This window comes from Microbacterium sp. bgisy189 (assembly GCF_057707225.1).
In genome coordinates, this window is record NZ_JBYIPT010000001.1 from 311975 (window position 1) to 335776 (window position 23802).

The window sequence follows — 23802 nt, forward strand, 5'->3', positions numbered from 1 at the left end:
CGATCAGTATGCCACGGCGCGGCGCCGAGTTCGCGCGAGTATCTGGGGATTTCTCAGGGGAGGTCGTTAGCATCGTCTGGTCGCAACGCCCGTGCGACATCCGTGCATCTGCACGCCCTGACTGTCGAGAGGTTCCATGTCCAGCGACGAGACCCCGAACGCGCCGGTGGCGCGAGACCGCCGTGAGGCCGTCCGCGAGAAGGCGCAGCAGGTGCACGCCCGTCAGTCCCGCGCGCGTGTGGTGCGTCGTTCGCTGCTGACGCTCAGCGCTGTCGCCGCGGTCGCCGTCGTCGCGGTCGCGGTGACCTGGGCGGTCGCCTCGACGGTGTCTCGTCCGCAACTGTCCCCGTCGAACATGTCGGGTGACGGGTTCGCGGTCGCCTCGATCACGGGTGCCGTCAATGCGCCCGGCACGGTCGAGGATGCCGAAGCGAACCAGTCGGTCGAAGAGGGCGACGCGACCGACACGACCCCCACGGCGACGCCGTCAGCGCTGCCGCAGGTCGAGATCCATGTGTATGTCGACTACCTGTCGCCGGGCGCGCGGGAGTGGCAGCTGGCCAATGCGCCGCAGCTGACCAGCTGGGTCAACGAGGGCGCCGCGACGCTCACCTACCACCCGGTGTCGATGCTCACCGCGAAGTCGAACGGCACGAAGTACTCGCTGCGTGCCGCCGGCGCGGCCGCGTGCGTGGCGACCCACGCCCCCGACACGTTCTACACGTACAACAACGAGCTGCTGTCGAACCAGCCCGAGGTCGACTCGGACGGCATGACCGACGTGCAGCTGGCCGACCTCGCCCAGGCATCCGGTGTCGACGACCCGAAGACGGTGCGCAAGTGCATCGAGAACGGCGACTACATCTCGTGGGCCAAGGAGGTCACCGAACGGGCCGTCTCCGGTATCGACGGAACCGACGACCTGGCGCTGACCGGCACGCCGATGGTGCTCGTGAATGGGCAGCCGTACGTGGGTGCACTCGATGACCCGGCGGAGTTCTCGCAGTTCGTCTCCACCACCGCGAGCGGCGCCTTCTACAAGCAGCAGCTCGAAGAGGCGACCCCGACGCCGACCGCCACCCCGACGCCGTCGGAGTGACCGGAGCCGCGGGCTAGACTTGCGGCAGCCCCGCCGGCTTGGCGCAATTGGTAGCGCACCGTACTTGTAATACGGGGGTTGCAGGTTCAAGTCCTGTAGCCGGCACAGTTTCCTCTTCCGGCGCGCGTAGGCTCGTCTGGTGACCGCCGACGCCCACGCTCCTGCACGGATGCCGGCGTGGTTGGCGCTGTCGAGTGCCGTGCTCGTGGGTGTCTTGACGGCCGTGCAGGCCCGCGCGAACGGCCAGCTCGGGGCGCGCCTGGATGACGGGCTGGTCGCGGCGGCCATCTCGTTCGGGTCGGGGCTGATCATCCTGATCGTGCTGTCGATCGCGCTCCCTGCCGGGCGCCGTGGTGCGCGCCGGTTGGCCGACGGCATTCGGGGCCGCACCCTGCCGTGGTGGATGCTGCTGGGCGGCGCAGCAGGGGCGCTGTCGGTGGCGACGCAGGGCCTGACCGTCGCGATCATCGGCGTCTCGCTGTACACGGTCGGGGCCGTTGCGGGGCAGACCTTGAACGGGCTCGTGCTGGACCGCGTCGGCTACGGGCCGTCCGGCCTGGTCGCGGTGACGGTGCCTCGCGTGGTCGGTGGCGCGCTCATGTTGGCCGCCGTCTTCTTCTCGGTGGGCACCGGCGATGTGCTGGCCACGATCCCGTGGTGGATGCTCGTGCTGCCGTTCGTGGCGGGTGTCGGCATCGCGTGGCAGCAGGCCACCAACGGCCGGCTGCGGCAGCGCGTGGGAACGCCGTTGACGGCGACCCTGGTCAACTTCATCGGCGGCACCGCGATCCTCGTCGTGGCTGCGGTCGTGTCCGTCGTGGTGCGCGGGATGCCCGACTCGGCGCCCACAGACCTGTGGCTGTACAGCGGCGGCGCGCTCGGGGTGGCCTACATCATGCTGTCGGCGGCGATCGTCGCGCATACCGGTGTGCTGCTCCTGGGGCTCGGCGCCGTCACGGGCCAGCTCGTCGCGGCCTTCGTGCTCGATCTGCTGTGGCCTGCCGCGGCGAGTCCCGGCTGGCTCGTCGAGCTGCTCACCGTGATCGTCGCGCTCGCTTCCGTGGCCGTCGCGGCTGTGCCGTGGGGCCGTCGGCGCCGACGCGGCTGAGCAGGATCAGGCCGGCTTCTTGCCCGGCATCCGGGTGACCAGGGGACGCGCGTCGACGGCCTTTCGCCTGCCGCCCTTGGCCTTGGCCGGCTTGCCGCCGACGTACAGCCAGCCCAGCAGCTCTTCGTTCTTGCCGAGCCCGTGGGCCTTGGCGACCGCCTTCGAGCGGGTGTAGCCGCCGGTGCGCCAGATGACACCCCAACCGGCCTCGTCCAGCAGCAGGCTCAGCATGTGGGCGACGCCGGATGCGACGGCCTCCTGCTCCCAGCGGGGCACCTTGTCGCTCTTGCGATAGTGCGCGACGACGGCGATCAGCAGTGGCGCACGCAGCGGCTTGGACGAAGCCCCCTTGTCGCCGTTCGCCTTGTTGATGGCGCGGCCGAGTGTCTCGCGGTCGGCTCCCCGCAACTCGATCAGCCGCCAGGGGCGCAGCGACGAGTGGTCGGCGACGCGGCCCGCGGCGGACACGAGTCGCAGCAGCTCTTCACGGGTCGGTGCGTCGTCGGTCACCTTCGAATAGGACCGACGCGTACGTGCGGCCTCGAGTGCGGTCACTGCTGTTCGGGGGTGAACGCGAGGGAGATCGAGTTCATGCAGTAACGGTCACCGGTGGGGGTGCCGAACCCGTCGGGAAAGACATGGCCCAAGTGTGAGCCGCAGTTCGCGCAGCGCACCTCGGTTCGCACCATGCCGTGCGAGTTGTCTTCGAGCAGTTCGACCGCTTCAGGGCGCACCGACTCGTAGAAGCTCGGCCACCCGCAGTGCGAGTCGAACTTGGTGCCGCTCTGGAACAGTTCGGCGCCGCACGCGGCACACGTGTAGAGGCCCGCGCGCCCTTCATCGAGCAGTTCGCCCGTCCAGGGTCGCTCGGTGCCGGCTTCGCGCAGCACGGCATACTGCTCGGGCGTCAGCTGCTCGCGCCACTGCGCCTCGGTCTTGTCGACGTGGTAGGTCATGGGTGACTCCTTCCCGCTTCTATTCAACCCGACCGGCGGGCTGCGTGTTCCGCGAGAATGAGGCCGATGGACATCGACGAGGCTGCGGCAGTCGCCGAGCGCTACGACAGGTTCGCGTGCGACGAGGCGCCCGGACGCTCCGACCTGTACGCGGCGTGGGCGCGCAGGGTCGCGGACGACCCGGCGCTGTGCGCTGTGCTCGCGAGGGTGCGCCCACAGCGACGGCAGCCACCGCTCGTGTTCGCGGTGGCGCGGCTGCTCGGCGCGCCCGAGACCGACGATCTCGACGCGTGGGCGAACTGGATGCTGACGCACGCCGACGCGCTCGTCGACGAGACCGGCCGCCGATCCCTGCAGACCAACGAGCCGCAACGCTGCGCGGCGCTGCTGCCCGCGCTCAGTCGGATCGAGGGGCCGATCGCCCTGCTCGAAGTGGGTGCGAGCGGTGGCCTGTGCCTCTTTCCCGACCGGTACAGCTACCGATACACGCACGACGACGGGCGGGTGCTTGCGCTCGACCCGACCGGCGGAGCGTCCACCGTGGTGCTGGAGTGTCGGGTGCGAGGGGAGCGGATGCCGCGGGTGCGGGTTCCTGAAGTCGTGTGGCGTGCTGGAATCGACCTCAATCCGCTCGATCCGCGGGACCCCGAGACGAAGCGTTGGTTGACGGCGCTGGTCTGGCCGGGGGAGTCCGGGCGGACCGCCCGCATCGAAGCCGCCGTCGACATCGCGGCTGCCGAACCGCCGCTGCTCGTCGCAGGCGACGCGGCCGACGCGCTGCGCACGCTCGCCGAGGCGGCGCCGAGCGGCGTGACCCTGGTGGTGACGACACCCGGGGTGCTCGCGCACATCCCGGCGGCGAACCGAACCCGCGTCATCGAGACGGCGCGATCGTCGGGCCGCTGGATCACCCTCGATGCGCCAGGGCTGCACACGGGCTGGAACGGCTCGGTCGACGGCATCCGCGACGGTTTCGCGCTGGCGCTCGACGGCGACGTGCTCGCGGCCGTGGACCCACTCGGGCATTGGTGGGAGTGGCACGACGGCACGCGGCCGAAGGGGCGTTAGCGTGGGGACGTGCCCCTCTCCGACCGCGATCTCGCCCTGCTGGACTTCGAGTCCCGCTGGCAGCGCCACGGTGCCGCGAAGGAGGAGGCGGTCCGCGTCGAGCTCGACCTGACCCCCGCCCGCTACTACCAGCTGCTCGAGCGACTCATCGACTCGGAGGACGCCCTCGCGTACGACCCGATGCTCGTGCACCGGCTGCGTCGCGCGCGCCACGCCGGAGAGGCCGAGGGCCGCCGTCGCGCCGCGGTTCTCTCAGGCTCTGCCCGGTAGCATTCTCTGGTGCCGAACCCGCCCGCATCGAAGGACCGCTTCGACGACCTTCCCGACGACGGACGCAGAGTCGGAGCCCACCGCGCCGAGCACCCCCGCATCCGCATGGGACGTCTCGTGCTGTGGTCCGCCGTCGCGACCGTCGTGATCGTCGTGGTCGGCATCGTCGGGGTGCTCTGGGCGACCGGACGACTGAGCCTGACGCCCGCAGCCGTGGCCAGCAGCAGCGCCCTCGCGCCCGTGGAGGCGGTCGTCGACACGTCGTACAGCGTGCTCGTGCTCAACGCGACCGGCCACGCCGGCCTTGCGAACGCCCTGGCCGAAGAGGTCGTCGCGGCCGACTGGACCGAGGACGCGGTCTCGGCGGGAGAAGCCGGCACCGACGACTTCGCGCTGACGACGGTCTACTACGCGGCGCCCGAAGACGAGGCCGCCGCGCGCGGACTGGCCGAGACGATCGGGGGCGCGGAGGTGGCGCTCAACGACGTCTATCAGCCGCTCGACGACCCTGACACGACCGACACCGACGAGGCCGACGTGAAGCAGCTCGTCATCGTGGTCGGACTCGACCGGGCCGGCACCGACTGACCCCGTTTCGTCGCCGTGTTTCACGCGTGTGAACACTTGGATGCGGGCGTGTCAATACTTCTCCGAGCGGCGGAATGCGGCTGTGTGCGCTGGTTAGCATTGCGACGTCCCAACGCATCAGGAGAAACACATGACCCAGGGCACCGTGAAGTGGTTCAACGCGGAGAAGGGCTACGGCTTCATCACCTCCGGCGAGGGGCAGGACGTGTTCGTCCACTACTCGAACATCGAGATGACCGGATTCCGGGTGCTCGAAGAGGGGCAGGCGGTCGAGTTCACCGTCGGCTCCGGCCAGAAGGGCCCGCAGGCCGAGGCCGTCCGCGTCGTCGCCTGACGCCTGCGCCGCCTGTCGCCGCCTCCCTCCCAGCAGCCCGCGCCGTCTCCGTTCGGAGACCCGTTTCGCGCGGCTTGCACTCGCCATGGTCGAGTGCCAGAATGGGTTAGCACTCACGACTGATGAGTGCTAAAGACTGAACGTCACGTCCGGGAGGGACGACACACTTATGGCAAAGATCATCGCTTTCGACGAGGAGGCCCGCCGTGGCCTCGAGCGCGGCCTGAACACGCTGGCCGACGCCGTCAAGGTGACCCTGGGCCCGCGCGGTCGCAACGTCGTGCTCGAGAAGAAGTGGGGTGCCCCCACGATCACGAACGACGGTGTCTCGATCGCCAAGGAGATCGAGCTCGACGACCCGTACGAGAAGATCGGCGCGGAGCTCGTCAAGGAGGTCGCCAAGAAGACCGACGACGTCGCGGGTGACGGCACCACCACCGCCACCGTGCTCGCCCAGGCGCTCGTGCGCGAGGGCCTGCGCAACGTCGCCGCCGGCGCCGACCCCATCTCGCTGAAGAAGGGCATCGAGAAGGCCGTCAAGAGCCTCTCCGACGCGTTGCTCGCTTCGGCCAAGGAGGTCGAGACCAAGGACGAGATCGCCGCGACCGCTTCGATCTCTGCCGCAGACGGCGAGATCGGCGCGCTCATCGCCGAGGCCATCGACAAGGTCGGCAAGGAGGGTGTGGTCACCGTCGAGGAGTCCAACACCTTCGGCACCGAGCTCGAGCTCACCGAGGGCATGCGCTTCGACAAGGGCTACCTGAACCCCTACTTCGTCACGGACCCGGAGCGCCAGGAGGCCGTCTTCGAGGACCCGTACATCCTCATCGCGAACCAGAAGATCTCGAACATCAAGGATCTTCTGCCCATCGTCGACAAGGTGATCCAGGAGGGCAAGGAGCTCCTCATCATCGCTGAGGACGTCGAGGGTGAAGCCCTCGCGACGCTGGTGCTCAACAAGATCCGCGGCATCTTCAAGTCGGCTGCCGTCAAGGCTCCCGGCTTCGGCGACCGTCGCAAGGCGCAGCTGCAGGACATCGCGATCCTCACCGGCGGCCAGGTCATCACCGAAGAGGTCGGCCTCAAGCTCGAGAACGCGACCACCGACCTGCTCGGCCGTGCTCGCAAGGTCATCATCACCAAGGACGAGACCACCATCGTCGAGGGTGCCGGTGACCACGCGCAGATCGAGGGTCGCGTGACCCAGATTCGCCGGGAGATCGAGAACACCGACAGCGACTACGACCGCGAGAAGCTCCAGGAGCGCCTCGCCAAGCTCGCCGGTGGCGTCGCCGTCATCAAGGCGGGCGCGGCGACCGAGGTTGAACTCAAGGAGCGCAAGCACCGCATCGAGGACGCCGTCCGCAACGCGAAGGCAGCCGTCGAGGAGGGCATCGTCCCCGGTGGTGGCGTCGCGCTCATCCAGGCCGGCCAGAAGGCCTTCGGCTCGCTCGAGCTCGTCGGCGACGAGGCCACCGGTGCGAACATCGTCAAGGTCGCCATCGAGGCCCCGCTCAAGCAGATCGCGCTGAACGCGGGTCTCGAGCCCGGCGTCGTCGCAAACAAGGTCTCGGAGCTGCCTGCCGGCCAGGGCCTGAACGCGGCCACCGGCGAGTACGTCGACATGTTCGCCGCGGGCATCATCGACCCGGCCAAGGTCACCCGCTCGGCGTTGCAGAACGCTGCGTCGATTGCCGGCCTGTTCCTCACCACCGAGGCCGTCGTCGCCGACAAGCCCGAGAAGGCGGCGGCTGCTCCGGCAGACCCGACCGGCGGCATGGACTTCTGATCCAGTCCCAAACCGCACGAAGGCCCCCAGCACCTGCTGGGGGCCTTCGTCGTTCCGCGACCGGGTGGATCAGCGGAACATCCCGGCGGCGGCGAGCTCGGTCTGGGCGTACTGCTGGCCCGTGACCGACAGTGCGGTGCTGATGTCGGCGAGGGCCGCATCGAGCTCGCGCTGCGCGGCCCGCCAACGGTCGACGACCGACTGGAACGCGACCGACGCCGTGCCGGTCCAGATGCCCTGCAGTTGCGTGAGCTGTCCGAGCATCGATGCGGTCTCGGACTGCACGCGGTCACCGGTCGCGCGGATCGCGGCGGTGGCCGAAAGGACGGCGTCACTGTCGACGGAGAAGACGGCCATGAGAACTCCTTCTGATTGATGTGTCGGCCACGCTACGCACGCGGCATCCCCACGATCGGCGAGGAGGCCGCATCGGTGGATAACCGGTCGGTATGGCCGATTGTGGAGGAGTCAGTCGTCAAGTTGCAGGCGCGGGATGGGCTGCGTCTCGATGAGCAGGTGCTCGGCCGCGTCCCGCTCCCTGGCGAGCGGGAACGACGCCCGGAAGGTCGCGCCGCCTCCCGGCGTCTCGGTGACCTCGATCGACCCGTGCAGCGCTTCGACGACGGAGGCGACGATTGACAGGCCGAGCCCCGAACCACCGGTCTCGCGCGTGCGTGAGGTGTCGGCCCGCCAGAACCGCTGGAAGATCTTGTCGCGGATCTGCACCGGCACACCCTCGCCGTGGTCGATGACCGCGATCCACCCCATGCCGATGGTCGGGTCGACGCCCACCGACAGCTCGATCGGCGATCCCTCGGGCGTGTAGCGGCGCGCGTTGCCGAGGAGGTTTGCGATGACCTGCCGGATGCGGTTCTCATCGCCCAGCACGACCGGATCGATCACGACGAGCGGCGGTGACGTGACGGCGGCCGGGTCGTCGTCTGATGGCACCGAGATCGGGGCGGTCAGCGCGACACCCGGGTCGGCCACAGGGCGTCGCCGACGCGGAATGAACCGACCTGCGGCGGCGAGGGCACCCGGGCGCTTTGCGGGCGGCTCGGGCGACGCCGCGTCGTCTGTGATGCGTGCCGGTGGCGCGCTGCCGGCCGTCGTGTCGACGAATGTCACCGTGCGGTCGGGGGCAGTCGCCCGCGCGTCGAGGGCGGCATCCCGTGCGATCGGACGCAGATCGACGGGGGAGACTGCGATGTCACGCCGTTCGTCGAGGCGGGCGAGGGCCAGGAGGTCTTCGACGAGCACCCCCATGCGGATCGCCTCCTTCTCGATGCGCTCCATCGACTGCGCGGTCTGCTCGTCGCCCGAGATAGCACCCATCCGGTACAGCTCGGCGTACCCGCGGACGGTGACCAGCGGCGTACGAAGCTCATGGCTCGCATCGCCGATGAACCGCCGCATCTGCTGCACCGAGGCGTCGCGCTGGCCGAGCGCGCGGTCGACACGGTCGAGCATGGCGTTGAGGGCGATCTTGAGCTTGCCGACCTCGGTGCCCGGTGAGATCTCTCCCATGCGCTGGCTGAGGTTGCCCGCCGCGATCGACATGGCCGTCTCCTCGACCTGACCGAGACTGCGGAAGGCGAGCGTCACCAGCCACCGGGTGAGCAGGGCACCGACGATGATCGTCAGCACGGCGAGGATCGAGTAGATGCCGACGTAGTTGGTGACCGTCTGGTTCACGGGCGAGAGGGGCAGCGCCACCATCTGCGTGTAGTTGTCGCGCGCGCCCGCCACGGTGAGCACGTCGACACTGGCGACGAACTGCCTCGAACCCTCGACGGCGATCAGCGGGAAGGGGTCGATGCCGCGCGTCACGGTCTTCTCGAGCGGATACGAGTCGGGGAACGCGGGCGGCAACCCACCGCTGCCGCCGGCGCTCGCGAGCAGTTCGCCTTGAGGGTCGTACACGGCGACGAAGAACTGTGTCGGTGCGGCCGACTCGTTGACAGTGAACGTCGGCACGCCGTCGTCGACCTCGACGGTCATCAGCGTGCTCGCCAGGTCGGTCGAGACGATCGCGCGCAGTTGCTCGTCGATCGCGGCGAGCTGCGCGTTTCGCAGGAACACCATCGTGCCGACGCCGGCGACGACGAGGCCGATCGCGAGCACGGCGACGGTGACCCCGGTGATCTTCGCGCGCAGGCTGACGCTGCGCCACCACGCGGTGACCTTGTCGTTCTTGCTCGCTGCGCCGTTCAGGGTCGCCCCCTGACTGCGTTACTTGCCGACCTTGAGCATGTAGCCGAAGCCGCGCTTGGTCTGGATGAGGGGCTCGGAGGAGTGCGGGTCGATCTTGCGTCGCAGATAGGAGATGTAGCTCTCGACGATGCCGGCGTCGCCGTTGAAGTCGTACTCCCACACGTGGTCGAGGATCTGCGCCTTGCTGAGCACCCGGTTGGGGTTGAGCATGAGGTAGCGCAGCAGCTTGAACTCGGTGGGGCTGAGGTCGATGGATTCGTCACCGACGAGCACGTCGTGGGTGTCCTGGTCCATCGTCAGCTCGCCGGCCTTGATGATCGACTCTTCGTCAGCCTGCATCGTGCGGCGCAGGATCGCCTGGATGCGGGCGACGATCTCGTCGAGGCTGAACGGCTTGGTGACGTAGTCGTCGCCGCCGGCGTTGAGGCCCTCGATCTTGTCCTCGGTCTCGTCCTTCGCGGTGAGGAACAGGATGGGGGCGGTGTAGCCGGCGCTGCGGAGACGCTTGGTGACGCTGAACCCGTTCATGTCGGGCAGCATCACGTCGAGGATGATCAGATCGGGTTCCTCTTCGAGCACAGCCGAGATGGTCTGGGCGCCGTTGGCGACGGCGCGCACCTGATATTCGGCGAATCGCAGGCTCGTGACCAGGAGGTCACGGATGTTCGGTTCGTCGTCCACGACGAGGATGCGCGGTGCGGTCATAGGCCCATACTGGCACCGGTTCTGATCGGTTCGCTGGATATCGGCGCGTCGGGCGAAGATGGAGGCATGACTTCGGATGCGTCAGTCGCGATCGCTCAGCCCGTTCCAGCCCCGCTGCGTACGCCCGCACGGCTGCCGGAGGACGCGCGGACGGGGCTCGCCTTCCACCGCCTCGTGTTCGCTCGGCAGCGCCGTGCGTGGTGGACCCCCCTGCTGACCGGGGTGCTCGGGGCCGCGTTCTACGCGGTGATGTTGGTCGTCTTGCTGGTGCCGCTCGTGGTCATCGCACTGTTCACGCCCGGGTTCGCGGACGAGATGATCGCGATGGGGTCGACGGTTCGGTTCGATCTGGCGGATCCGATCATGTTGACCATCCTGTTGGGGTCGATCGCGCTCATGCTCCCGGCCTACCTCGCCGCCTCTCGCATCGTGAACGGCCGCCGCGTCGGGCACATCTCGTCTGCCGCTGGTCGTTTGCGGTGGCGCTGGATGCTGTTGTGCACCGCGATCGCGGTCGTCGTGTACGCCATCGTGCAGGGGCTGTCGTTGCTGCTGCCGCCGGCGTGGAGCGGTGGCTCCGGCGGTGGCGAGGTGCTGAGCCCGTCCGACAACCCGGCCTTGCTCTGGAGCCTGCTGGCGATCGTGCTGGTGATTCCCGTGCAGGCCGCGGCGGAGGAGTACGTGTTCCGCGGCTACTTGATGCAGGCGATCGGACGATGGCTGCGGCATCCGCTGTGGGCGATGCTGTTGCCGGTGCCGTTGTTCGTCCTTGGGCACCTGTACGACGTGGCCGGTCAGATCAGTGTCGGCATCTTCGCGGTGGCGGCCGGGTGGCTGACCTGGCGCACCGGTGGCCTGGAGGCGGCGATCGCCATCCACGTGGTCAACAACCTCACTGTCTTCCTGCTTGGACTCGCGGGGCTCGTCGATGTGAACGACAGCGGCAGCAGCATCGTGGGGCTCGTGGTGTCGACGGTGATGATCGTCGGGTACGTCGCGGCGATCGAGTGGGTGTTCCCGAAACGCAATCTGCCGCGCACGCTCGTGCTCACTCCGCCCGTGGCTGATGCGTCAATCCAGGCACGCGCGCACGGTGCGTTCCAGCACGGGCCGGATCTCGGCGTTCGGGTCGACGGTCAGGCGGTGCAGGACCAGCCCGTCGGCGGCGGCCATGAAGGTGCGCGCGGCCTCTGACGGCGACGTCGCGCCGACCTGCTGCAGGAGTTGGGTCACCCACGTCAGGAACACCGCGCGCTGCGTCAGCAGTGGTGTGAGCAGATCGGGGGAGTGCGCGCCCTCCAAGAACAGCGCGAAGCGTGCCCTGCTGCGCCCCGCGAATCGCTCGGTCTCTGCGGCGATCATCCCGGTGAAGGCTTCGATCAGATCGTCCGGTGTGTCGATCACCGTATCGGGCGCGTCGCGCAGGTCAGCCCGCTCTCGGTCGGCCAAGTGCGTGACCACGCCCGCGACCAGGGCGTCTCTGGTGCGGAACCAGTTCGATGTCGACCCCTTCGGCAGATCGGCGCGTTCGTCGACGCGTCCGTGCGTGAGCGCGCGGATGCCCTCCTCGCCGACGAGGGAGAGCGCTGCGTCGAGCGCACGGGTGCGTGTTGCTGCCATGGTTCCACGGTAGACGCGGACGCCTCTCCGAGAGAGGTCGTGACACAACACTATAAGCGTAGTATTCTCGTGCCATGGACGGTACGAGCAATGATGCGGTCCCGACGAGCGCGATAACGATGCCCGAGGTGGCTGGGTTCACGCACGAGTTCGTCGACACTCCGGGGCTGCGGACCCATGTCGCGCAGGCCGGCGAAGGCGATCCGGTGCTGATGCTGCACGGGTTTCCACAGCACTGGTGGGAATGGCGGGCGATCGGCGGGGCCCTGGCCGACAGCTATCGGGTCATCTGTCCCGATCTGCGCGGATCGGGCTGGACCCGAGCCGCCTCGCCGCAGATCTCGCACGACGCCATTCGCGGGGACATGATCGGGCTGCTGGACGCGCTGGGGATCGATCGAGTGCGCATCGTGGCGCACGACATGGGCGCCGTCGTCGCCTCGCACCTCGCGTATCAGCATCCCGATCGCGTGCACGCGATGGTCGTGCTCGCCGTTCCGCCCCCGTTCATGCCGGTTACGGTCGGAATGATGCCGGCGTTCCGACACATGCCGCGATTCCGGTTCCACCGGCGAGGCGCCTCACTGGCCTTCATCTTCCGCCCGCCGTACGTCGTGTCCGAGTTGCCACCGGACGTGGTGGCGACGTATCTCGCGCCGCTGGGGCGTCCCGAGGTCGACGCGGCCGTGCGGGAGGTGTACCGCGGACTCGTTGGTGGGGAGGTGCCGAGGCTGATGAGCGGCGCCTACCGCAGGCAGCGGTTGCACGTGCCGAGCCTCTACGCATTCGGTGAGCAAGACCGACCGCTCACCCCGGACTTCGTTCGCCGGCACTGTGGTGACACCTCGCGCTTCGCCGACCGCCTCGAGATCGCCGCGGTGCCGGATGCCGCCCACTTCATGACCGAGGACGCGCCCGAAGTCGTCGAAGCGCTCGTCCGCGACTTCTTCGATCGGGTGGGGTGAGCCGCACGGGTCGCCTCAGGCGGCGAGTTCGTCCGCGTCCAAGATCGTGTAGCTGTAGCCCTGTTCGGCGAGGAACCGCTGCCGGTTCTGCGCGTAGTCCTGGTCGACGGTGTCGCGTGCGATGAGCGTGTAGAAGCTTGCGGTGTGGTTCGACTGCTTCGGGCGCAGCAGGCGTCCGAGGCGCTGCGCCTCTTCCTGGCGTGAGCCGAACGACCCCGACACCTGGATGGCCACGGATGCCTCGGGCAGGTCGATCGAGAAGTTCGCGACCTTCGAGACCACGAGCACCGGGATGCGGCCCTCGCGGAACGCGCCGTACAGCTCCTCGCGTTCGTCGACCGGGGTCGCGCCGGTGATCTGCGGGGCGTCGAGGGCGTCGGAGAGCACCTGGATCTGGTCGAGGTACTGCCCGATCACGAGGATCTGCTCTCCCTTGTGGCGGGCGACCAGATCTCGGACCACCCCGATCTTCGCGTGCGCGGTCGCGGCGAGCCGGTACCGGTCCTCGTCGGTCGCGGCGGCGTATTCGAGTCGGTCGGATGCCGGCAGGTCGATGCGCACTTCGTAGCAGACGGCGGGGGAGATGAACCCCTGCGCCTCGATTTCCTTCCACGGCGCGTCGAACCGCTTGGGACCGATGAGGCTGAAGACGTCGCCCTCGCGCCCGTCCTCGCGCACGAGCGTCGCGGTCAAGCCGAGGCGACGGCGGGCCTGCAGGTCGGCGGTGAGCTTGAACACCGGTGCGGGCAGCAAGTGCACCTCGTCGTAGACGATGAGGCCCCAATCGAGCGCGTCGAGCAGCGCCAGGTGCGCGTATTCGCCCTTCCGCTTCGCGGTGAGGATCTGGTAGGTCGCGATCGTGACGGGCTTGATCTCCTTGGACTGCCCGGAGTACTCGCCGATCTCTTCGGGCGTGAGCGAGGTGCGCTTGAGCAACTCGTCGCGCCACTGGCGGGCGCTGACGGTGTTCGTCACCAGGATCAGCGTCGTGGTCTTGGTGTCGGCCATCGCGGCGGCGCCGACGAGCGTCTTGCCGGCACCACAGGGGAGCACGACGACGCCGGATCCGCCCTCGCTGAAGATGTCGACGGCCTTGCGCTGGTACGGGCGCAGCGTCCAGCCGTCCTCGGCGAGGTCGATCTCGTGCGGGGTGCCGGGCGTGTACCCGGCGTGGTCTTCGGCGGGCCAGCCGATCTTCAGGAGCTCCTGCTTGATGTGGCCGCGCGCCCACGCGTCGACGACATAGGTGTCGGGGGCCGGGTGGCCGATGAGCAGCGGCTGGATGCGCTTGTTCTTCGACACTTCGGCGAGCACCGCGGCATCCGTCGATCGCAGGATGAGGGTGCCTTCGTCATCGCGCTCGATCACCAGGCGCCCGTAGCGGCCGACCGTCTCACGGATGTCCATCGACACCGACGGTGGCACGGGGAAGCGCGACCAGCGGTCGAGAGTGGCGAGCATGTCTTCGGCGTCGTGGCCGGCGGCACGGGCGTTCCAGAGCCCCAACCGCGTGATGCGGTACGTGTGGATGTGCTCGGGGGCACGCTCCAACTCGGCGAAGATCGCAAGCTCGTGCCGCGCGTCCTCCGCCTTCGGATGCGCGACTTCGAGGAGCACCGTGCGGTCGCTCTGAACGATGAGGGGGCCGTCAGCCATAGCGGATCAGTCTACCGGGCGCGCGGACGGTGGGCGCTGTCTTCGTGGGCGTCAGGCGGGGCGGACCGCGGAGATGCTGCGCACCGGCAGGGTGCGCTCGACGTCGGCGGCGGCATCGCGTCCGCGCAGACGGCCGCCGCCGAGACCGGTCGCCTCGAGGGTCACATCGCGGGACGAGCCGTCGGGCAGCTGCACCGTGATGACGAGCGTCGCGCGGGCGCGCACCGCTTGCTCGAGTTCGCGTTCCAGCCAGGCGGCGTCCGCGTCCTGGGCGTGTGCCGCGCGCAACCGCGCGATCAGCGGGGCGTAGTCGCCGCCGGCATCCACCGGCTGCGGGTCGGCCAGGCGTTGCCGATCGAGACGCCGCGGCTGCCCGTCGGCGTCGACGGCGAGCACGGGGTAGCGCGCGTCGGCGAGCATCCAGAACGCGGTGTCGGGCGAGGTGCCCGTCATGAGGGCGTCGCCGTCGCGGACGAGCCCGAGCGGACGCAGGGCCTGGTCGACGCCGACGGCCTCGAGCAGGGCGTGGTCGTCGCTCGTGATGCGCGTGCGGCCCGACCAGTCCGGGCCGATGCGGATGCCGCCGTGGCGTGTCGCGCTGCGATCGATCTCGTAGGCGAGCGGCTGCGGCAACCCGGTGAGCGAGAGCGTCTCAAGGAACGCCCGCATGGATGCCGCCGTCTCACCGGCGGTCAGCGCCGCGCCGAGCGAGTCCGACGTGAAGCGGTAGGTGGATGCCTGTGCGCGCGTCTCGCGGCGGGCCATCGAGCGCAGGCGCATGTCGAGCTGCGGTTCGAGCGGGCCGGGGGCGATGGCGGTCAGGTCGTTCTGCAGGAAGACCTTGTCGACCTCGGCAGGCAGGAGCAGCTGGAGTGCGTCGAGGTCGGCGTCGGTTCCCGCGGCGAGGCCCGCGCCCCACGCGGGCGGCGCGCCGTCGGCGCCGATCATGCCCCATCGGCGCAGCAGCGCACGCAGATGGTCCGCCTGTGCGGGCCACTGCGGATCGAGGGGGTAGGCGTCAGGCCATTGGTCGGGATGCAGCCACCCTGCGCCATCGCGCACGCCGTCGGGAAGTGTCGCCCGCAGCCTGCGGGCGACGGCCTGCCACCTGGTCACGGTCGACGAGTGCAGCCAGGCGGCGCCCTCGCCGGTGACGCGCCACTCGCGTTCGTGCGCGACGAGCAGGCCCGCGCGCTGTGCGATCGCGAGGAGTTCGTCGGCGTCGTCGGGGTCGCGGGCCGCGCGCAGATCGATGAGGCGGCGGCGGTCGGCTGCGCTCAGCGCACCCGAACCGATGCGCCCGAGCGGCGAGACCGTCGTCAGATCGAGGATGTCGGCGAGGGATGCCGCGGCGTCGAATGCGCGTTCGGCGAGCACTTCGTCACCGGTGGGTTCGGTGTGCACCGCGGGCTGCGGGGCGGCGGCATCCAGCGTGCGTCGTACGTCGACGACCGCCGCGAGCAGCTCGCCGTCGGCCGAGGCCATGCCGTGGTCGCGAAGGGCGGTGTGATCGGTGTCGACGGCATCAAGGGCGTCGACTTCGTCGCGGGTCAGTGCGGCGAGTCCGCGGAGGATGGAGGCGGGGTCGAGCAGGGCATCGGCGGCGTCGAAGAAGTCGCCCCACGTCGCCGAGGCTGGGACGCGTCGCTCGGTGAGCAGGCGGGCCAGCTGCGCGTCGTCGAACGCGGCGAGGCTGTTCGCGAGCGCGCGGGCGTCCGACGCGGCCACGTCACCGACCCTTGTTCGCCTTGGCCCGTCGCACGAAGGTCATGATCAGCACCGTCATCAGCATCGCGAACGCGAGGATCGGCGCGATGTAAACGGTCGCGCCGACGACGGGCCAGATGCCCGTTCCGAAGTCGGCCTGCTCCATGCCGGTGGCCGAGCCGATCATGATCGCGAAGAAGCACACGACCGACAGGGCCAGCAGGCCCAACGACATGAATGCGAGGATGCGGTCGATCCGTCGGACCGGAAGGTCCTCGCCCGGGGTGCGTGTGCTCATCCGCTTCAGCCTACTGTGTCGCACTCCGCTCGACAGGCGCGCGGGTACCGTAGGCTGGTTGCGGGGCTGTACGGTCCCGGTTCTTTCATGCCCGCGCGCGGGCCGATCAGCGAGGTATAGCGATGCCCACCGGCAAGGTCAGGTTCTACGACGACGAGAAGGGGTTCGGCTTCATCACCACCGATGACGGCCAGGACGTCTTCCTGCACGCCACGGCCCTCCCCGCCGACACGACGAGTGTCAAGGCCGGCACGCGGCTCGAGTTCGGCGTCGCCGACGGTCGCCGCGGGCTGCAGGCCCTGTCGGTGAGGGTGCTCGACGCGCCCGTCACGATGAGCAAGCGCAACCGTCCCAAGGCCGACGACATGGCCGTCATCGTCGAAGACGTCGTGAAGCTGCTCGACGGCATCGGCGGCGATCTGCGCCACGGGCGTTACCCCAGCGCGTCGCACGGCAAGAAGGTCGCTGCGATCCTGCGCAAGGTGGCCGATGACCTCGACGCCTGAGCCCGAGTCCGCTGCAGCGGTCGTCCCCGACGAGCGGCTGCTCCACGCGCATGACCTCGCGCTCGCGGCGCTCCACGAGATCACTCCGGCCTCGACCGTGGGTGCTCCGGCGGGGCACAGCGTCGAGCCCGACGGCGTGGTGTCGTTGCGGTTCCTCAACCGGCTCGAGGGGTACCCGGGCTGGTTCTGGACGGTGAGCCTCGCGGTGGTCGAGGGTGCCGAGCCGACCGTGCTCGAGGTCGAACTGCTGCCCGGCGAGGCGTCGCTGCTCGCCCCCGAGTGGGTGCCGTGGGCCGTGCGCCTGGCCGAATATCAGGCTGCCCAAGCCGCCGCGGCCGACGAAGACGCCGAGGCGGACGACGAAGACGAAGAGGATGCCGAGGACGACGCCGACGAACTCGGTGACGTCGAAGACCTCGACGCCGCCGACTTCGACGACGACGGCTCGTCGATCCTGCACGCAGGCGACGTCGACGGTGTCGACATCGACGAACTCGACGCCGACGAAGCCGACGACGAGGACTAGCCTCAGCCCTTCAGGCCATCAATCGTGAAGTCGATGCACTTGATGAGCTGACGCACGTCTTCGGGCTCGATCGACACGAACGTCGCGATGCGCAGCTGGTTGCGGCCGAGCTTGCGGTAGGGCTCCGTGTCGACGATGCCGTTGGCGCGGAGGCTCTTCGCGACAGCCGCGGCATCCACCGTCTCGTCGAAATCGATCGTGACGACGACGGGGGAGCGGTCTGCGGCGTCGGCGACGAACGGGGTCGCGAACGACGATGCGTCTGCCCACTCGTAGAGGGCGCTCGACGACTCCGCGGTGCGGGCGCCGGCCCAGGCGAGTCCGCCGTTGCCGTTGATCCACTCGAGCTGCTTATCGAGCAGGTGCAGGGTCGCGACGGCCGGTGTGTTGAGCGTCTGGTTGAGGCGCGAGTTGTCGAGCGCGTTCTTCAGGCTCAGGAACTCGGGGATGTAGCGGCCCGACGCGGCGACGCGCTCGATGCGCTCGATGGCGGCCGGCGAGACGGCGGCGAACCACAGGCCGCCGTCCGACCCGAGGTTCTTCTGCGGCGCGAAGTAGTAGACATCGCTCTCCGAGACCGTGAAGTTGATGCCGCCGGCCGCGCTTGTGGCGTCGATCACCGTGAGGGCGCCCTCGTCACCCACCACGCGGGTGATCGCAGTCGCGACACCGGTGGAGGTCTCGTTGTGGGGCCACGCGTACACGTCGACACCCTCGACGGGCTCGGCCGCGATGCTCGAACCCGGCTCTGCCTTGCGCACGTCGGGCGCCTCGAGCCACGGTGCGGCAGCGGCGCCGGCGAACTTGCCGCCGAACTCGCCGAACACGAGGTTCTGCGCGCGCTTTTCGATGAGGCCGAACGATGCGGCATCCCAGAAGGCGGTCGAACCGCCGTTGCCGACGATGATCTCGTATCCATCGGGCAGGCGGAGCAGGTCCGACAGGCCGCTGCGCACCTCGCCGACGAGGCTCTTGATCGGGGCCTGGCGGTGCGAGGTGCCCATCAGCACCGATCCGGGGCCGACGAGCGAGGCGAGCTGGTCGCCTCGGACCTTCGACGGGCCGCATCCGAAGCGTCCGTCGGTGGGCAGGATCTCGCGGGGCAGCGTCACATGGGCCATGTGTCCGATTGTAGGGCGGCGGGGGGAGGGGCCCCGTCCGTGTGTCGTCGCGAGCAGATAGGCTGGAAAGGACTTGTCAGACCCCGTACCGAGGCTGGAAATGACCGATCTGATCGACACCACCGAGATGTACCTGCGCACGATCCTCGAGCTCGAAGAAGAGGACATCACGCCGCTGCGCGCGCGCATCTCGGAGCGCCTCGGTCACTCCGGCCCGACGGTGTCGCAGACGATCGGGCGCATGGAGCGCGACGGCCTCGTCGTGGTCTCGGACGACCGCACACTCGAACTCACCGGATCGGGTCGGCAGAAGGCCGTCGACGTCATGCGCAAGCACCGGCTCGCCGAGCGCCTGCTGAGCGATGTCATCGGACTCGACTGGGCGTACGTGCACGAAGAGGCCTGCCGCTGGGAGCACGTCATGAGCGAGCTCGTCGAGCGACGCCTGCTCGAACTGCTCGATCACCCGACCGAGTCGCCCTACGGCAACCCGATTCCCGGGCTCGACCAGCTCGGCGATGTGCCCGCGCGCACGTTCGACGAGGGTGTCATCGGACTCGTCCGTCTGCTCAATGAGACGGGCGCTCCGGTCGAGGGCACGGTGCGTCGCCTGGCCGAGCCGGTGCAGGTCGATCCCGAGCTGCTCGGGCAGCTGCGCGGTGCCGGTGTCGTGCCCGGCGCGAGCGGTTCGTACCGCTTCAGCGAGGGCTACGTGCTCGTGCAGATGGACGGAAGCGACGAGGGGCTGGAGCTGCCCGTCGAGGTCGCATCGCACATCTTCCTCGTCGATCCGCGCTGATCCGGCGCGCCGGTCGAGGGGCCCGCGACCCTGGACATCACCGGGGAACAGCCTGGGAGCGATCGCCCTTACGTGACATATTCGTTACCTTCCGGTAGCCTCGGATGGTCCAACGGCGAGAAGCCCGCCCCGGACCGCCGCACGAATTGCCTCATCGGTTCGTCGTTCGCGCGGTGAAGCCCGTCTGTGCCCGACACTGAACGTTCGACGAACCAGCATCCCCCGATGCGGAGGCGCCGGAGGATAGCTTGGCTGAACACAACGATTCGTCGACGGAGACGCCCGATCTCACCCCGACGAGTCCCGCCGATGGCGGACGCCGCTTCGCGCTGCGTCGCCCGGCGGTGAAGACCCCCTCGACCCGTTCGACCGCCGTCGCGAAGCGCTCGCGCCGCGCCGCAGGAAAGCCGCACCCGGTACGCAGCTTCCTCACCGTCACCGCCGTCGCCGGCATGGTCGCCACCGTCGCGATCCCCGCGTTCGCCGCTGCGCGCGGTGTATCTGCCGAGGCCATGACCGTCGAGCAGGTCGCACAGGAGAACGCGCAGTCACTCGTCGTCGCCTCCGAAGCCGAGACCGACTCCCTCGAGCGCGGCAGCTATTCGGCCACGACGCCCGAAGAGATCCAGAAGAAGAAGGACGAAGAGGCGGCCAAGGCTGCACTCGCGGCCCGTCTGGCGGCCTCGGCATCCAGTGGCAGTTCGGCATCGGTGAGCATGTCGGTGCCCAGCTCGATCGCCGCAGCCGGCGACGTCGTGCGCCCGCTCCCGTACTTCAACAACTTCGGAACCCCGTACGCGGGCCACAAGGGCACCGACTACATGGTCGAGGGCGGCACGCCCATCTACGCCATGGCCGACGGTGTCGTCGTCGCCTCGACCGAGAGCGGCCCGGGCTGGGGCGTCTACGTCAAGATCGCCCACAACATCGGCGGTCAGAGCGTCACCTCGCTGTACGCGCACATGACCTACGGCACGCGTCGTGTCTCGGTGGGCGACACGGTCTCGGCCGGTCAGCTCATCGGTCAGGTCGGTGACACCGGCCGTGCCTTCGGCAAGCACCTGCACCTCGAGATCGTCGTGGGCGGCACGTACCAGAACGCCGAGGGCTGGCTCGTCGCCAACGCCGGCTGATCGCCTGGACACGCGACAACGTTCACGTCTCGTTCCGCCTCGTGTGCCGTGGCGTGCATTAGCCTGATCCCGACGCTCGTTCGAGCTGAGGGGGAGAGCCCATGGATGTCACACCCCGCATTCAATCCGTGAATGCCAGGGGCCGCACGGTGTGCGGTCGTTACGTCCTGCGGCATCGTGTGCACGAATGCCACGTCTTCGGTCGTGGAATCAAGGCGCTGTCTTCATGACAGCGCCTTTTTTCGTGCCCGCATCCCGCCTCTTCGCGCACGTCGTCACAGCCGAACAACCGCTGAAGCCGTCACCGGCCGTTCGAGAGGACACTCGATGCGCACCTTGGTGCTGAATGCAGGATACGAACCATTGGCCATCGTGTCGTTCAAGCGAGCCCTCGTGCTCGTGATGAACGACAAGGCCACCGTCATCGAGCATGTGGAGGGGGATCCGGTTTGGGGCACGAGCGACGTGTACGACCGCCCCGCCGTCATCCTGCTCAGCCGCTACGTGCGCGTGCCCGGCGGGCGCCGTGTTCCGGTGACCAGACGCGGCGTGCTGCGCCGCGACGGGCACCGTTGCGCGTACTGCGAGAAGGGCGCCACGACGATCGACCACGTGTTGCCCCGCTCCCGCGGTGGTGCCGACTCGTGGGAGAACCTCGTCGCGTGCTGCCTGCGGTGCAACAACATCAAGGGCGACCGCACGCCGCAGGAGATGAACTGGGAGCTGCGCTGGTTGCCCCAGCCGCCGCGCGGCGCGCAGTGGACGGTGCGGGGAACCGACCGCACCGACCCGACGTGGGAGCCCTATCTGGCCCTCGCCGCCTGATCGCTCTCGCGCTGTGCTCGCGCTTCTTGGCGCCCTGGCATCCACCCCTTTCGGTGAGTCCGTGATTCGAGGCTGAATCGGATGCTGTGGTGTGTTGACTCAGTCTGAAATCGCGGACTCACCGCATGTCGGAGGTCGTCTGTATCTTCGAACCTGACATTGAGAGAATAGAACATCTGTTCTAATCTGTTGAAGTGAGGTCGATCGTGCGGAATGCTGCCGACGCATCCTCTGCCAGGTCCACCACCATGGCAGAGGTGCAGCGACTGCGCGCGCAGCTCGAGCGCGTGCAGGGGCGGCGGATGGATGCGCCCGTGCTGCCGACCCATCCGGCGCTGGCGGGGCTGCTGCCGGGGCGTGGACTGCGGCCCGGTGCGGCGTACTCGCTCGGTCGGTCGATGTCGCTGCTGCTGGCGTTGCTCGCCCAGCCGTCGCAGGCGGGGTCGTGGTGCGGTGTGGTCGGCATGCCGGGGCTCGGGGTCGAGGCGGCCGAGAAGATCGGCGTCGATCTCTCGCGGCTCGTGCTGATCCCCGATCCGGGGGAGCGCTGGCTGGCGGTGACCGCGACGATCGCCGACGTGCTGCCGGTGGTGGCGGTGCGCCCGCCTGCGCGTGCGAAGCATGCCGACATCTCGCGCCTGGCGGCACACCTGCGTGACCGTGGTGCCGTGCTGCTCGTGCAGGGGCCGTGGCCGCAGACCGAGGCGATGATCGACGTCGCCGATCCTCGGTGGGATGGGCTGGGGCACGGACACGGTGTGCTGTCGGAGCGCGAGCTGACGGTCACCGTGACCAGTCGCCGCTTTCCAGTGCCGCGCAGCGAGCGGATGCTGCTGCCCGCACCCGACGGTGGCGTCGTGGCGCGGATGCCGGCGGTGCGGGAGCGCCGGTCGGTTGAGCCGGTGCCGATTGAGCCGGTGCCGATGCGGGCGGTGGGCTGATGGCGATGGATGCCGCAGCACTCACCCGCAGTCTCGTGGTGTGGATGCCGGATTGGCCGGTCGTCGCGCTCACTCGCGACGGTGATGATCCGCCCGATCCGGCGCTGCCGATCGCGGTGTTCTCGAAGGGCACGGTCATCGCGTGCTCGCCGGCCGCCCGCGCCGAGGGGGTGCGGGTGGGGCAGCGTCGCCGTGATGCGCAGTCGCGGTGCCCGCAGGTAGTCGTCGCCGATGCCGATGAGGTGCGGGACAACCGGGTGTTCGCACCGTTGATCGCCCGCCTCGAAGAACTCGCACCGGGCGTGCAACTGGTCGAACCGGGGCTGTGCGTGCTGCACGCCAAGGGTCCCGCCCGCTATTACGGTGGCGAGGCGGCCGCGGTGACGGTGCTGACCGGTGCGTTGCAAGATGCCGGGATCGTCGATGTGCGTGCCGGTGTCGCAGACGGTCCGTTCACCGCCGAGCAGGCGGCGCGGGTCGGCACGGCGGCAGACAGTCCGTTGCGGATCGTGCCGCAGGGGGCGTCGGCCGCGTTCCTGGCGCCGCTGTCGGTCGCGGTGCTCGCCGCGGCGGCGGGCGGCGCCGGTGAGGGCGATGTCGTCGACCTGTTCGCCAGGCTCGGCGTGCAGACGCTCGGGCAGGTGGCCGAGATCGCACCGTCGCTGCTCGTGGACCGGTTCGGACCGCGCGGCGCACGGCTGCACGCGCTCGCCGCGGGGCGCGACGCCAGGCCGGTCACTGCGCGCACGCCACCGCCAGAGCTGGATCGCACGATCGAGTTCGAACCACCGCTCGAGCTCGCCGAACAGGTCGCGTTCGGGGTGCGGGTCGACGCCGACCGGTTCGTCGAGGGGCTCGGCGCGGTGGATCTCGTCTGCACCGAGTTGCGCGTGCAGATCACCGGTGACCGCGGCGAGCACAGCGACCGGGTGTGGCTGCATCCGGGGGCGTTCGATGCGGCGGCGGTCGTCGACCGGGTGCGGTGGCAGTTGGCCGAGCAGCGCCTGTCGAGCGGGGTGGTGCGGGTGCGGATCGCGCCCGAGGCGGTGGATGCGGCATCCCACCACACCGCGACCCTGTTCGGTTCGGGGCCCGAAGAACGCGTACACCATGCGCTCTCGCGCGTGCAGGCGATGCTCGGGCACCGGGGTGTCGTCACGCCGGTGGTCGGCGGCGGGCGGTGGCTGGCCGAACGGCAGGAGCTCGTGCCGTGGGGCGACCGGGTGGTGACGACGCACGACCGGCGGCGACCGTGGCCGGGGAGTCTGCCCGATCCGCTGCCGGCGACCGTGTTCCCGCCCGGGGTCGCGGTGGCCGTGATCGACCGTGACGGTGACATGGTGGCCGTCGATGAGCGCGGCGAGCCGACCGCCGAGCCGGTCGCGCTGGTCGAGTCGGGCCGCACCCGTCGCATCGAGACGTGGGCGGGGCCGTGGCCGGTGATCGAGCGAGGTTGGGATCCCGAGCGTGCCCGAAACGCCCACCGGTTCCAGATCGTCGACCTCACCCAGACCGCCTGGCTGCTGGTGTGCGAAGACGGCGCCTGGCAGGCCGAGGGGCGGTACGACTGACCC

Annotated in this window: 25 protein-coding genes, 1 tRNA gene and 1 pseudogene; 17 read left to right on the forward strand and 10 right to left on the reverse strand. The window is 69.3% G+C overall.

Annotated elements, in window-relative coordinates:
• Positions 1-136: 136 nt before the first annotated feature.
• The 3 genes from AC3ENX_RS01575 to AC3ENX_RS01585 all read left to right on the forward strand — a co-directional run bounded on the left by AC3ENX_RS01575 (position 137) and on the right by AC3ENX_RS01585 (position 2207).
• Positions 137-1099, forward strand: coding sequence for a DsbA family protein (locus AC3ENX_RS01575; protein WP_434810090.1), 963 nt, complete (start codon positions 137-139; stop codon positions 1097-1099).
• Positions 1100-1131: 32 nt separating this feature from the next.
• Positions 1132-1204: transfer RNA gene (locus AC3ENX_RS01580), tRNA-Thr, on the forward strand.
• Between the two features lie 64 nt (positions 1205-1268).
• Positions 1269-2207 carry a DMT family transporter gene (locus tag AC3ENX_RS01585; protein ID WP_434810370.1) on the forward strand — a complete coding sequence of 313 codons (939 nt, stop codon included), beginning with the start codon at positions 1269-1271 and terminating at the stop codon, positions 2205-2207.
• Between the two features lie 6 nt (positions 2208-2213).
• Here AC3ENX_RS01585 and AC3ENX_RS01590 read toward each other — a convergent pair whose 3' ends face one another.
• Positions 2214-2762 carry a nitroreductase family protein gene (locus AC3ENX_RS01590; protein WP_434810091.1) on the reverse strand — a complete coding sequence of 183 codons (549 nt, stop codon included), beginning with the start codon at positions 2760-2762 and terminating at the stop codon, positions 2214-2216.
• Positions 2759-3163, reverse strand: coding sequence for a peptide-methionine (R)-S-oxide reductase MsrB (gene msrB / locus AC3ENX_RS01595; protein WP_434810092.1), 405 nt, complete (start codon positions 3161-3163; stop codon positions 2759-2761). Before msrB ends, AC3ENX_RS01590 begins: the two co-directional genes overlap by 4 nt.
• Before the next feature lie 66 nt (positions 3164-3229).
• Here msrB and AC3ENX_RS01600 point away from each other — a divergent pair, with 66 nt between their 5' ends.
• The 5 genes from AC3ENX_RS01600 to groL all read left to right on the forward strand — a co-directional run bounded on the left by AC3ENX_RS01600 (position 3230) and on the right by groL (position 7212).
• Positions 3230-4231, forward strand: coding sequence for a DUF2332 domain-containing protein (locus tag AC3ENX_RS01600; protein WP_434810093.1), 1002 nt, complete (start codon positions 3230-3232; stop codon positions 4229-4231).
• 9 nt (positions 4232-4240) lie between these two features.
• On the forward strand, positions 4241-4501 hold the full coding sequence (locus AC3ENX_RS01605; RefSeq protein ID WP_434810094.1) for a DUF3263 domain-containing protein: 261 nt from the start codon (positions 4241-4243) through the stop codon (positions 4499-4501).
• A 9-nt stretch (positions 4502-4510) separates the two neighbouring features.
• A complete protein-coding gene (locus tag AC3ENX_RS01610; RefSeq protein WP_434810095.1) occupies positions 4511-5089 on the forward strand; it encodes a LytR C-terminal domain-containing protein in 579 nt (192 codons plus the stop codon).
• A 130-nt stretch (positions 5090-5219) separates the two neighbouring features.
• Complete coding sequence (locus tag AC3ENX_RS01615; protein WP_434810096.1) at positions 5220-5423, forward strand: cold-shock protein; 204 nt, start codon at positions 5220-5222, stop codon at positions 5421-5423.
• A 169-nt stretch (positions 5424-5592) separates the two neighbouring features.
• Positions 5593-7212, forward strand: a complete 1620-nt coding sequence (gene groL / locus AC3ENX_RS01620; RefSeq protein ID WP_434810097.1) for a chaperonin GroEL — start codon at positions 5593-5595, stop codon at positions 7210-7212.
• A gap of 69 nt (positions 7213-7281) precedes the next feature.
• Here groL and AC3ENX_RS01625 read toward each other — a convergent pair whose 3' ends face one another.
• The 3 genes from AC3ENX_RS01625 to AC3ENX_RS01635 form a co-directional block, all read right to left on the reverse strand.
• Complete coding sequence (locus AC3ENX_RS01625) at positions 7282-7569, reverse strand: WXG100 family type VII secretion target (protein ID WP_434810098.1); 288 nt, start codon at positions 7567-7569, stop codon at positions 7282-7284.
• A gap of 111 nt (positions 7570-7680) precedes the next feature.
• Complete coding sequence (locus AC3ENX_RS01630; protein WP_434810371.1) at positions 7681-9297, reverse strand: sensor histidine kinase; 1617 nt, start codon at positions 9295-9297, stop codon at positions 7681-7683.
• Between the two features lie 147 nt (positions 9298-9444).
• On the reverse strand, positions 9445-10131 hold the full coding sequence (locus AC3ENX_RS01635; protein WP_434810099.1) for a response regulator transcription factor: 687 nt from the start codon (positions 10129-10131) through the stop codon (positions 9445-9447).
• A gap of 489 nt (positions 10132-10620) precedes the next feature.
• Between AC3ENX_RS01635 and AC3ENX_RS01640 the strand changes: the two are divergent.
• A pseudogene (locus AC3ENX_RS01640) lies at positions 10621-11013 on the forward strand (CPBP family intramembrane glutamic endopeptidase); the annotation flags it as partial.
• A 189-nt stretch (positions 11014-11202) separates the two neighbouring features.
• Here the strand turns inward: AC3ENX_RS01640 and AC3ENX_RS01645 are convergent.
• Positions 11203-11751: a TetR/AcrR family transcriptional regulator gene (locus tag AC3ENX_RS01645; protein WP_434810100.1), complete on the reverse strand. Its 549-nt coding sequence runs from the start codon at positions 11749-11751 to the stop codon at positions 11203-11205.
• A 119-nt stretch (positions 11752-11870) separates the two neighbouring features.
• Here AC3ENX_RS01645 and AC3ENX_RS01650 point away from each other — a divergent pair, with 119 nt between their 5' ends.
• A complete protein-coding gene (locus AC3ENX_RS01650) occupies positions 11871-12716 on the forward strand; it encodes an alpha/beta fold hydrolase (protein WP_434810372.1) in 846 nt (281 codons plus the stop codon).
• A gap of 15 nt (positions 12717-12731) precedes the next feature.
• Here the strand turns inward: AC3ENX_RS01650 and AC3ENX_RS01655 are convergent, their stop codons facing one another.
• Genes AC3ENX_RS01655 through AC3ENX_RS01665 form a run of 3 tightly spaced genes read right to left on the reverse strand, consistent with a single transcriptional unit; the run spans position 12732 to position 16377 of the window.
• Positions 12732-14372, reverse strand: a complete 1641-nt coding sequence (locus AC3ENX_RS01655) for a DNA repair helicase XPB (RefSeq protein ID WP_434810101.1) — start codon at positions 14370-14372, stop codon at positions 12732-12734.
• 51 nt (positions 14373-14423) lie between these two features.
• Complete coding sequence (locus AC3ENX_RS01660) at positions 14424-16100, reverse strand: helicase-associated domain-containing protein (RefSeq protein ID WP_434810102.1); 1677 nt, start codon at positions 16098-16100, stop codon at positions 14424-14426.
• Between the two features lies 1 nt (position 16101).
• Positions 16102-16377 carry a multidrug ABC transporter ATPase gene (locus AC3ENX_RS01665; protein WP_434810103.1) on the reverse strand — a complete coding sequence of 92 codons (276 nt, stop codon included), beginning with the start codon at positions 16375-16377 and terminating at the stop codon, positions 16102-16104.
• Positions 16378-16499: 122 nt separating this feature from the next.
• Between AC3ENX_RS01665 and AC3ENX_RS01670 the strand changes: the two genes are divergently transcribed.
• Both AC3ENX_RS01670 and AC3ENX_RS01675 read left to right on the forward strand, forming a co-directional pair.
• Positions 16500-16883, forward strand: a complete 384-nt coding sequence (locus AC3ENX_RS01670; RefSeq protein WP_434810104.1) for a cold-shock protein — start codon at positions 16500-16502, stop codon at positions 16881-16883.
• Positions 16867-17409, forward strand: a complete 543-nt coding sequence (locus AC3ENX_RS01675) for a DUF3027 domain-containing protein (RefSeq protein ID WP_434810105.1) — start codon at positions 16867-16869, stop codon at positions 17407-17409. The genes AC3ENX_RS01670 and AC3ENX_RS01675 overlap by 17 nt, the downstream gene beginning before the upstream one ends.
• 2 nt (positions 17410-17411) lie before the next feature.
• Here AC3ENX_RS01675 and serC read toward each other — a convergent pair whose 3' ends face one another.
• Complete coding sequence (gene serC, locus AC3ENX_RS01680; protein WP_434810106.1) at positions 17412-18530, reverse strand: phosphoserine transaminase; 1119 nt, start codon at positions 18528-18530, stop codon at positions 17412-17414.
• A 100-nt stretch (positions 18531-18630) separates the two neighbouring features.
• On the opposite strand from serC, the gene AC3ENX_RS01685 reads away from it, so the two are divergent.
• From AC3ENX_RS01685 to AC3ENX_RS01705, 5 genes are all read left to right on the forward strand, one after another.
• Positions 18631-19329, forward strand: coding sequence for an iron-dependent transcriptional repressor DtxR (locus tag AC3ENX_RS01685; protein ID WP_434810107.1), 699 nt, complete (start codon positions 18631-18633; stop codon positions 19327-19329).
• A gap of 248 nt (positions 19330-19577) precedes the next feature.
• The gene (locus AC3ENX_RS01690; protein WP_434810108.1) at positions 19578-20462 is read left to right on the forward strand and encodes a M23 family metallopeptidase; all 885 of its coding nucleotides are present in this window, start codon (positions 19578-19580) and stop codon (positions 20460-20462) included.
• Positions 20463-20789: 327 nt separating this feature from the next.
• The gene (locus tag AC3ENX_RS01695) at positions 20790-21287 is read left to right on the forward strand and encodes an HNH endonuclease (RefSeq protein WP_434810109.1); all 498 of its coding nucleotides are present in this window, start codon (positions 20790-20792) and stop codon (positions 21285-21287) included.
• A 248-nt stretch (positions 21288-21535) separates the two neighbouring features.
• On the forward strand, positions 21536-22228 hold the full coding sequence (locus AC3ENX_RS01700; protein ID WP_434810110.1) for a hypothetical protein: 693 nt from the start codon (positions 21536-21538) through the stop codon (positions 22226-22228).
• A gap of 5 nt (positions 22229-22233) precedes the next feature.
• Positions 22234-23799, forward strand: a complete 1566-nt coding sequence (locus tag AC3ENX_RS01705; RefSeq protein WP_434810111.1) for a DNA polymerase Y family protein — start codon at positions 22234-22236, stop codon at positions 23797-23799.
• The last annotated feature ends 3 nt before the right edge of the window (positions 23800-23802 follow it).

Bases quoted from the DNA above. Each gene is read 5' to 3' on its own strand.
- AC3ENX_RS01575 (WP_434810090.1), top strand. From the start codon at position 137: ATGTCCAGCGACGAGACCCCGAACGCGCCGGTGGCGCGAGACCGCCGT.
- AC3ENX_RS01585 (WP_434810370.1), top strand. From the start codon at position 1,269: ATGCCGGCGTGGTTGGCGCTGTCGAGTGCCGTGCTCGTGGGTGTCTTG.
- msrB (WP_434810092.1), bottom strand. From the start codon at position 3,163: ATGACCTACCACGTCGACAAGACCGAGGCGCAGTGGCGCGAGCAGCTG.
- AC3ENX_RS01600 (WP_434810093.1), top strand. From the start codon at position 3,230: ATGGACATCGACGAGGCTGCGGCAGTCGCCGAGCGCTACGACAGGTTC.
- AC3ENX_RS01615 (WP_434810096.1), top strand. From the start codon at position 5,220: ATGACCCAGGGCACCGTGAAGTGGTTCAACGCGGAGAAGGGCTACGGC.
- groL (WP_434810097.1), top strand. From the start codon at position 5,593: ATGGCAAAGATCATCGCTTTCGACGAGGAGGCCCGCCGTGGCCTCGAG.
- AC3ENX_RS01625 (WP_434810098.1), bottom strand. From the start codon at position 7,569: ATGGCCGTCTTCTCCGTCGACAGTGACGCCGTCCTTTCGGCCACCGCC.
- AC3ENX_RS01630 (WP_434810371.1), bottom strand. From the start codon at position 9,297: ATGGTGTTCCTGCGAAACGCGCAGCTCGCCGCGATCGACGAGCAACTG.
- AC3ENX_RS01635 (WP_434810099.1), bottom strand. From the start codon at position 10,131: ATGACCGCACCGCGCATCCTCGTCGTGGACGACGAACCGAACATCCGT.
- AC3ENX_RS01645 (WP_434810100.1), bottom strand. From the start codon at position 11,751: ATGGCAGCAACACGCACCCGTGCGCTCGACGCAGCGCTCTCCCTCGTC.
- AC3ENX_RS01650 (WP_434810372.1), top strand. From the start codon at position 11,871: ATGCCCGAGGTGGCTGGGTTCACGCACGAGTTCGTCGACACTCCGGGG.
- AC3ENX_RS01655 (WP_434810101.1), bottom strand. From the start codon at position 14,372: ATGGCTGACGGCCCCCTCATCGTTCAGAGCGACCGCACGGTGCTCCTC.
- AC3ENX_RS01665 (WP_434810103.1), bottom strand. From the start codon at position 16,377: ATGAGCACACGCACCCCGGGCGAGGACCTTCCGGTCCGACGGATCGAC.
- AC3ENX_RS01670 (WP_434810104.1), top strand. From the start codon at position 16,500: ATGCCCACCGGCAAGGTCAGGTTCTACGACGACGAGAAGGGGTTCGGC.
- AC3ENX_RS01675 (WP_434810105.1), top strand. From the start codon at position 16,867: ATGACCTCGACGCCTGAGCCCGAGTCCGCTGCAGCGGTCGTCCCCGAC.
- serC (WP_434810106.1), bottom strand. From the start codon at position 18,530: ATGGCCCATGTGACGCTGCCCCGCGAGATCCTGCCCACCGACGGACGC.
- AC3ENX_RS01685 (WP_434810107.1), top strand. From the start codon at position 18,631: ATGACCGATCTGATCGACACCACCGAGATGTACCTGCGCACGATCCTC.
- AC3ENX_RS01695 (WP_434810109.1), top strand. From the start codon at position 20,790: ATGCGCACCTTGGTGCTGAATGCAGGATACGAACCATTGGCCATCGTG.
- AC3ENX_RS01700 (WP_434810110.1), top strand. From the start codon at position 21,536: ATGGCAGAGGTGCAGCGACTGCGCGCGCAGCTCGAGCGCGTGCAGGGG.
- AC3ENX_RS01705 (WP_434810111.1), top strand. From the start codon at position 22,234: ATGGATGCCGCAGCACTCACCCGCAGTCTCGTGGTGTGGATGCCGGAT.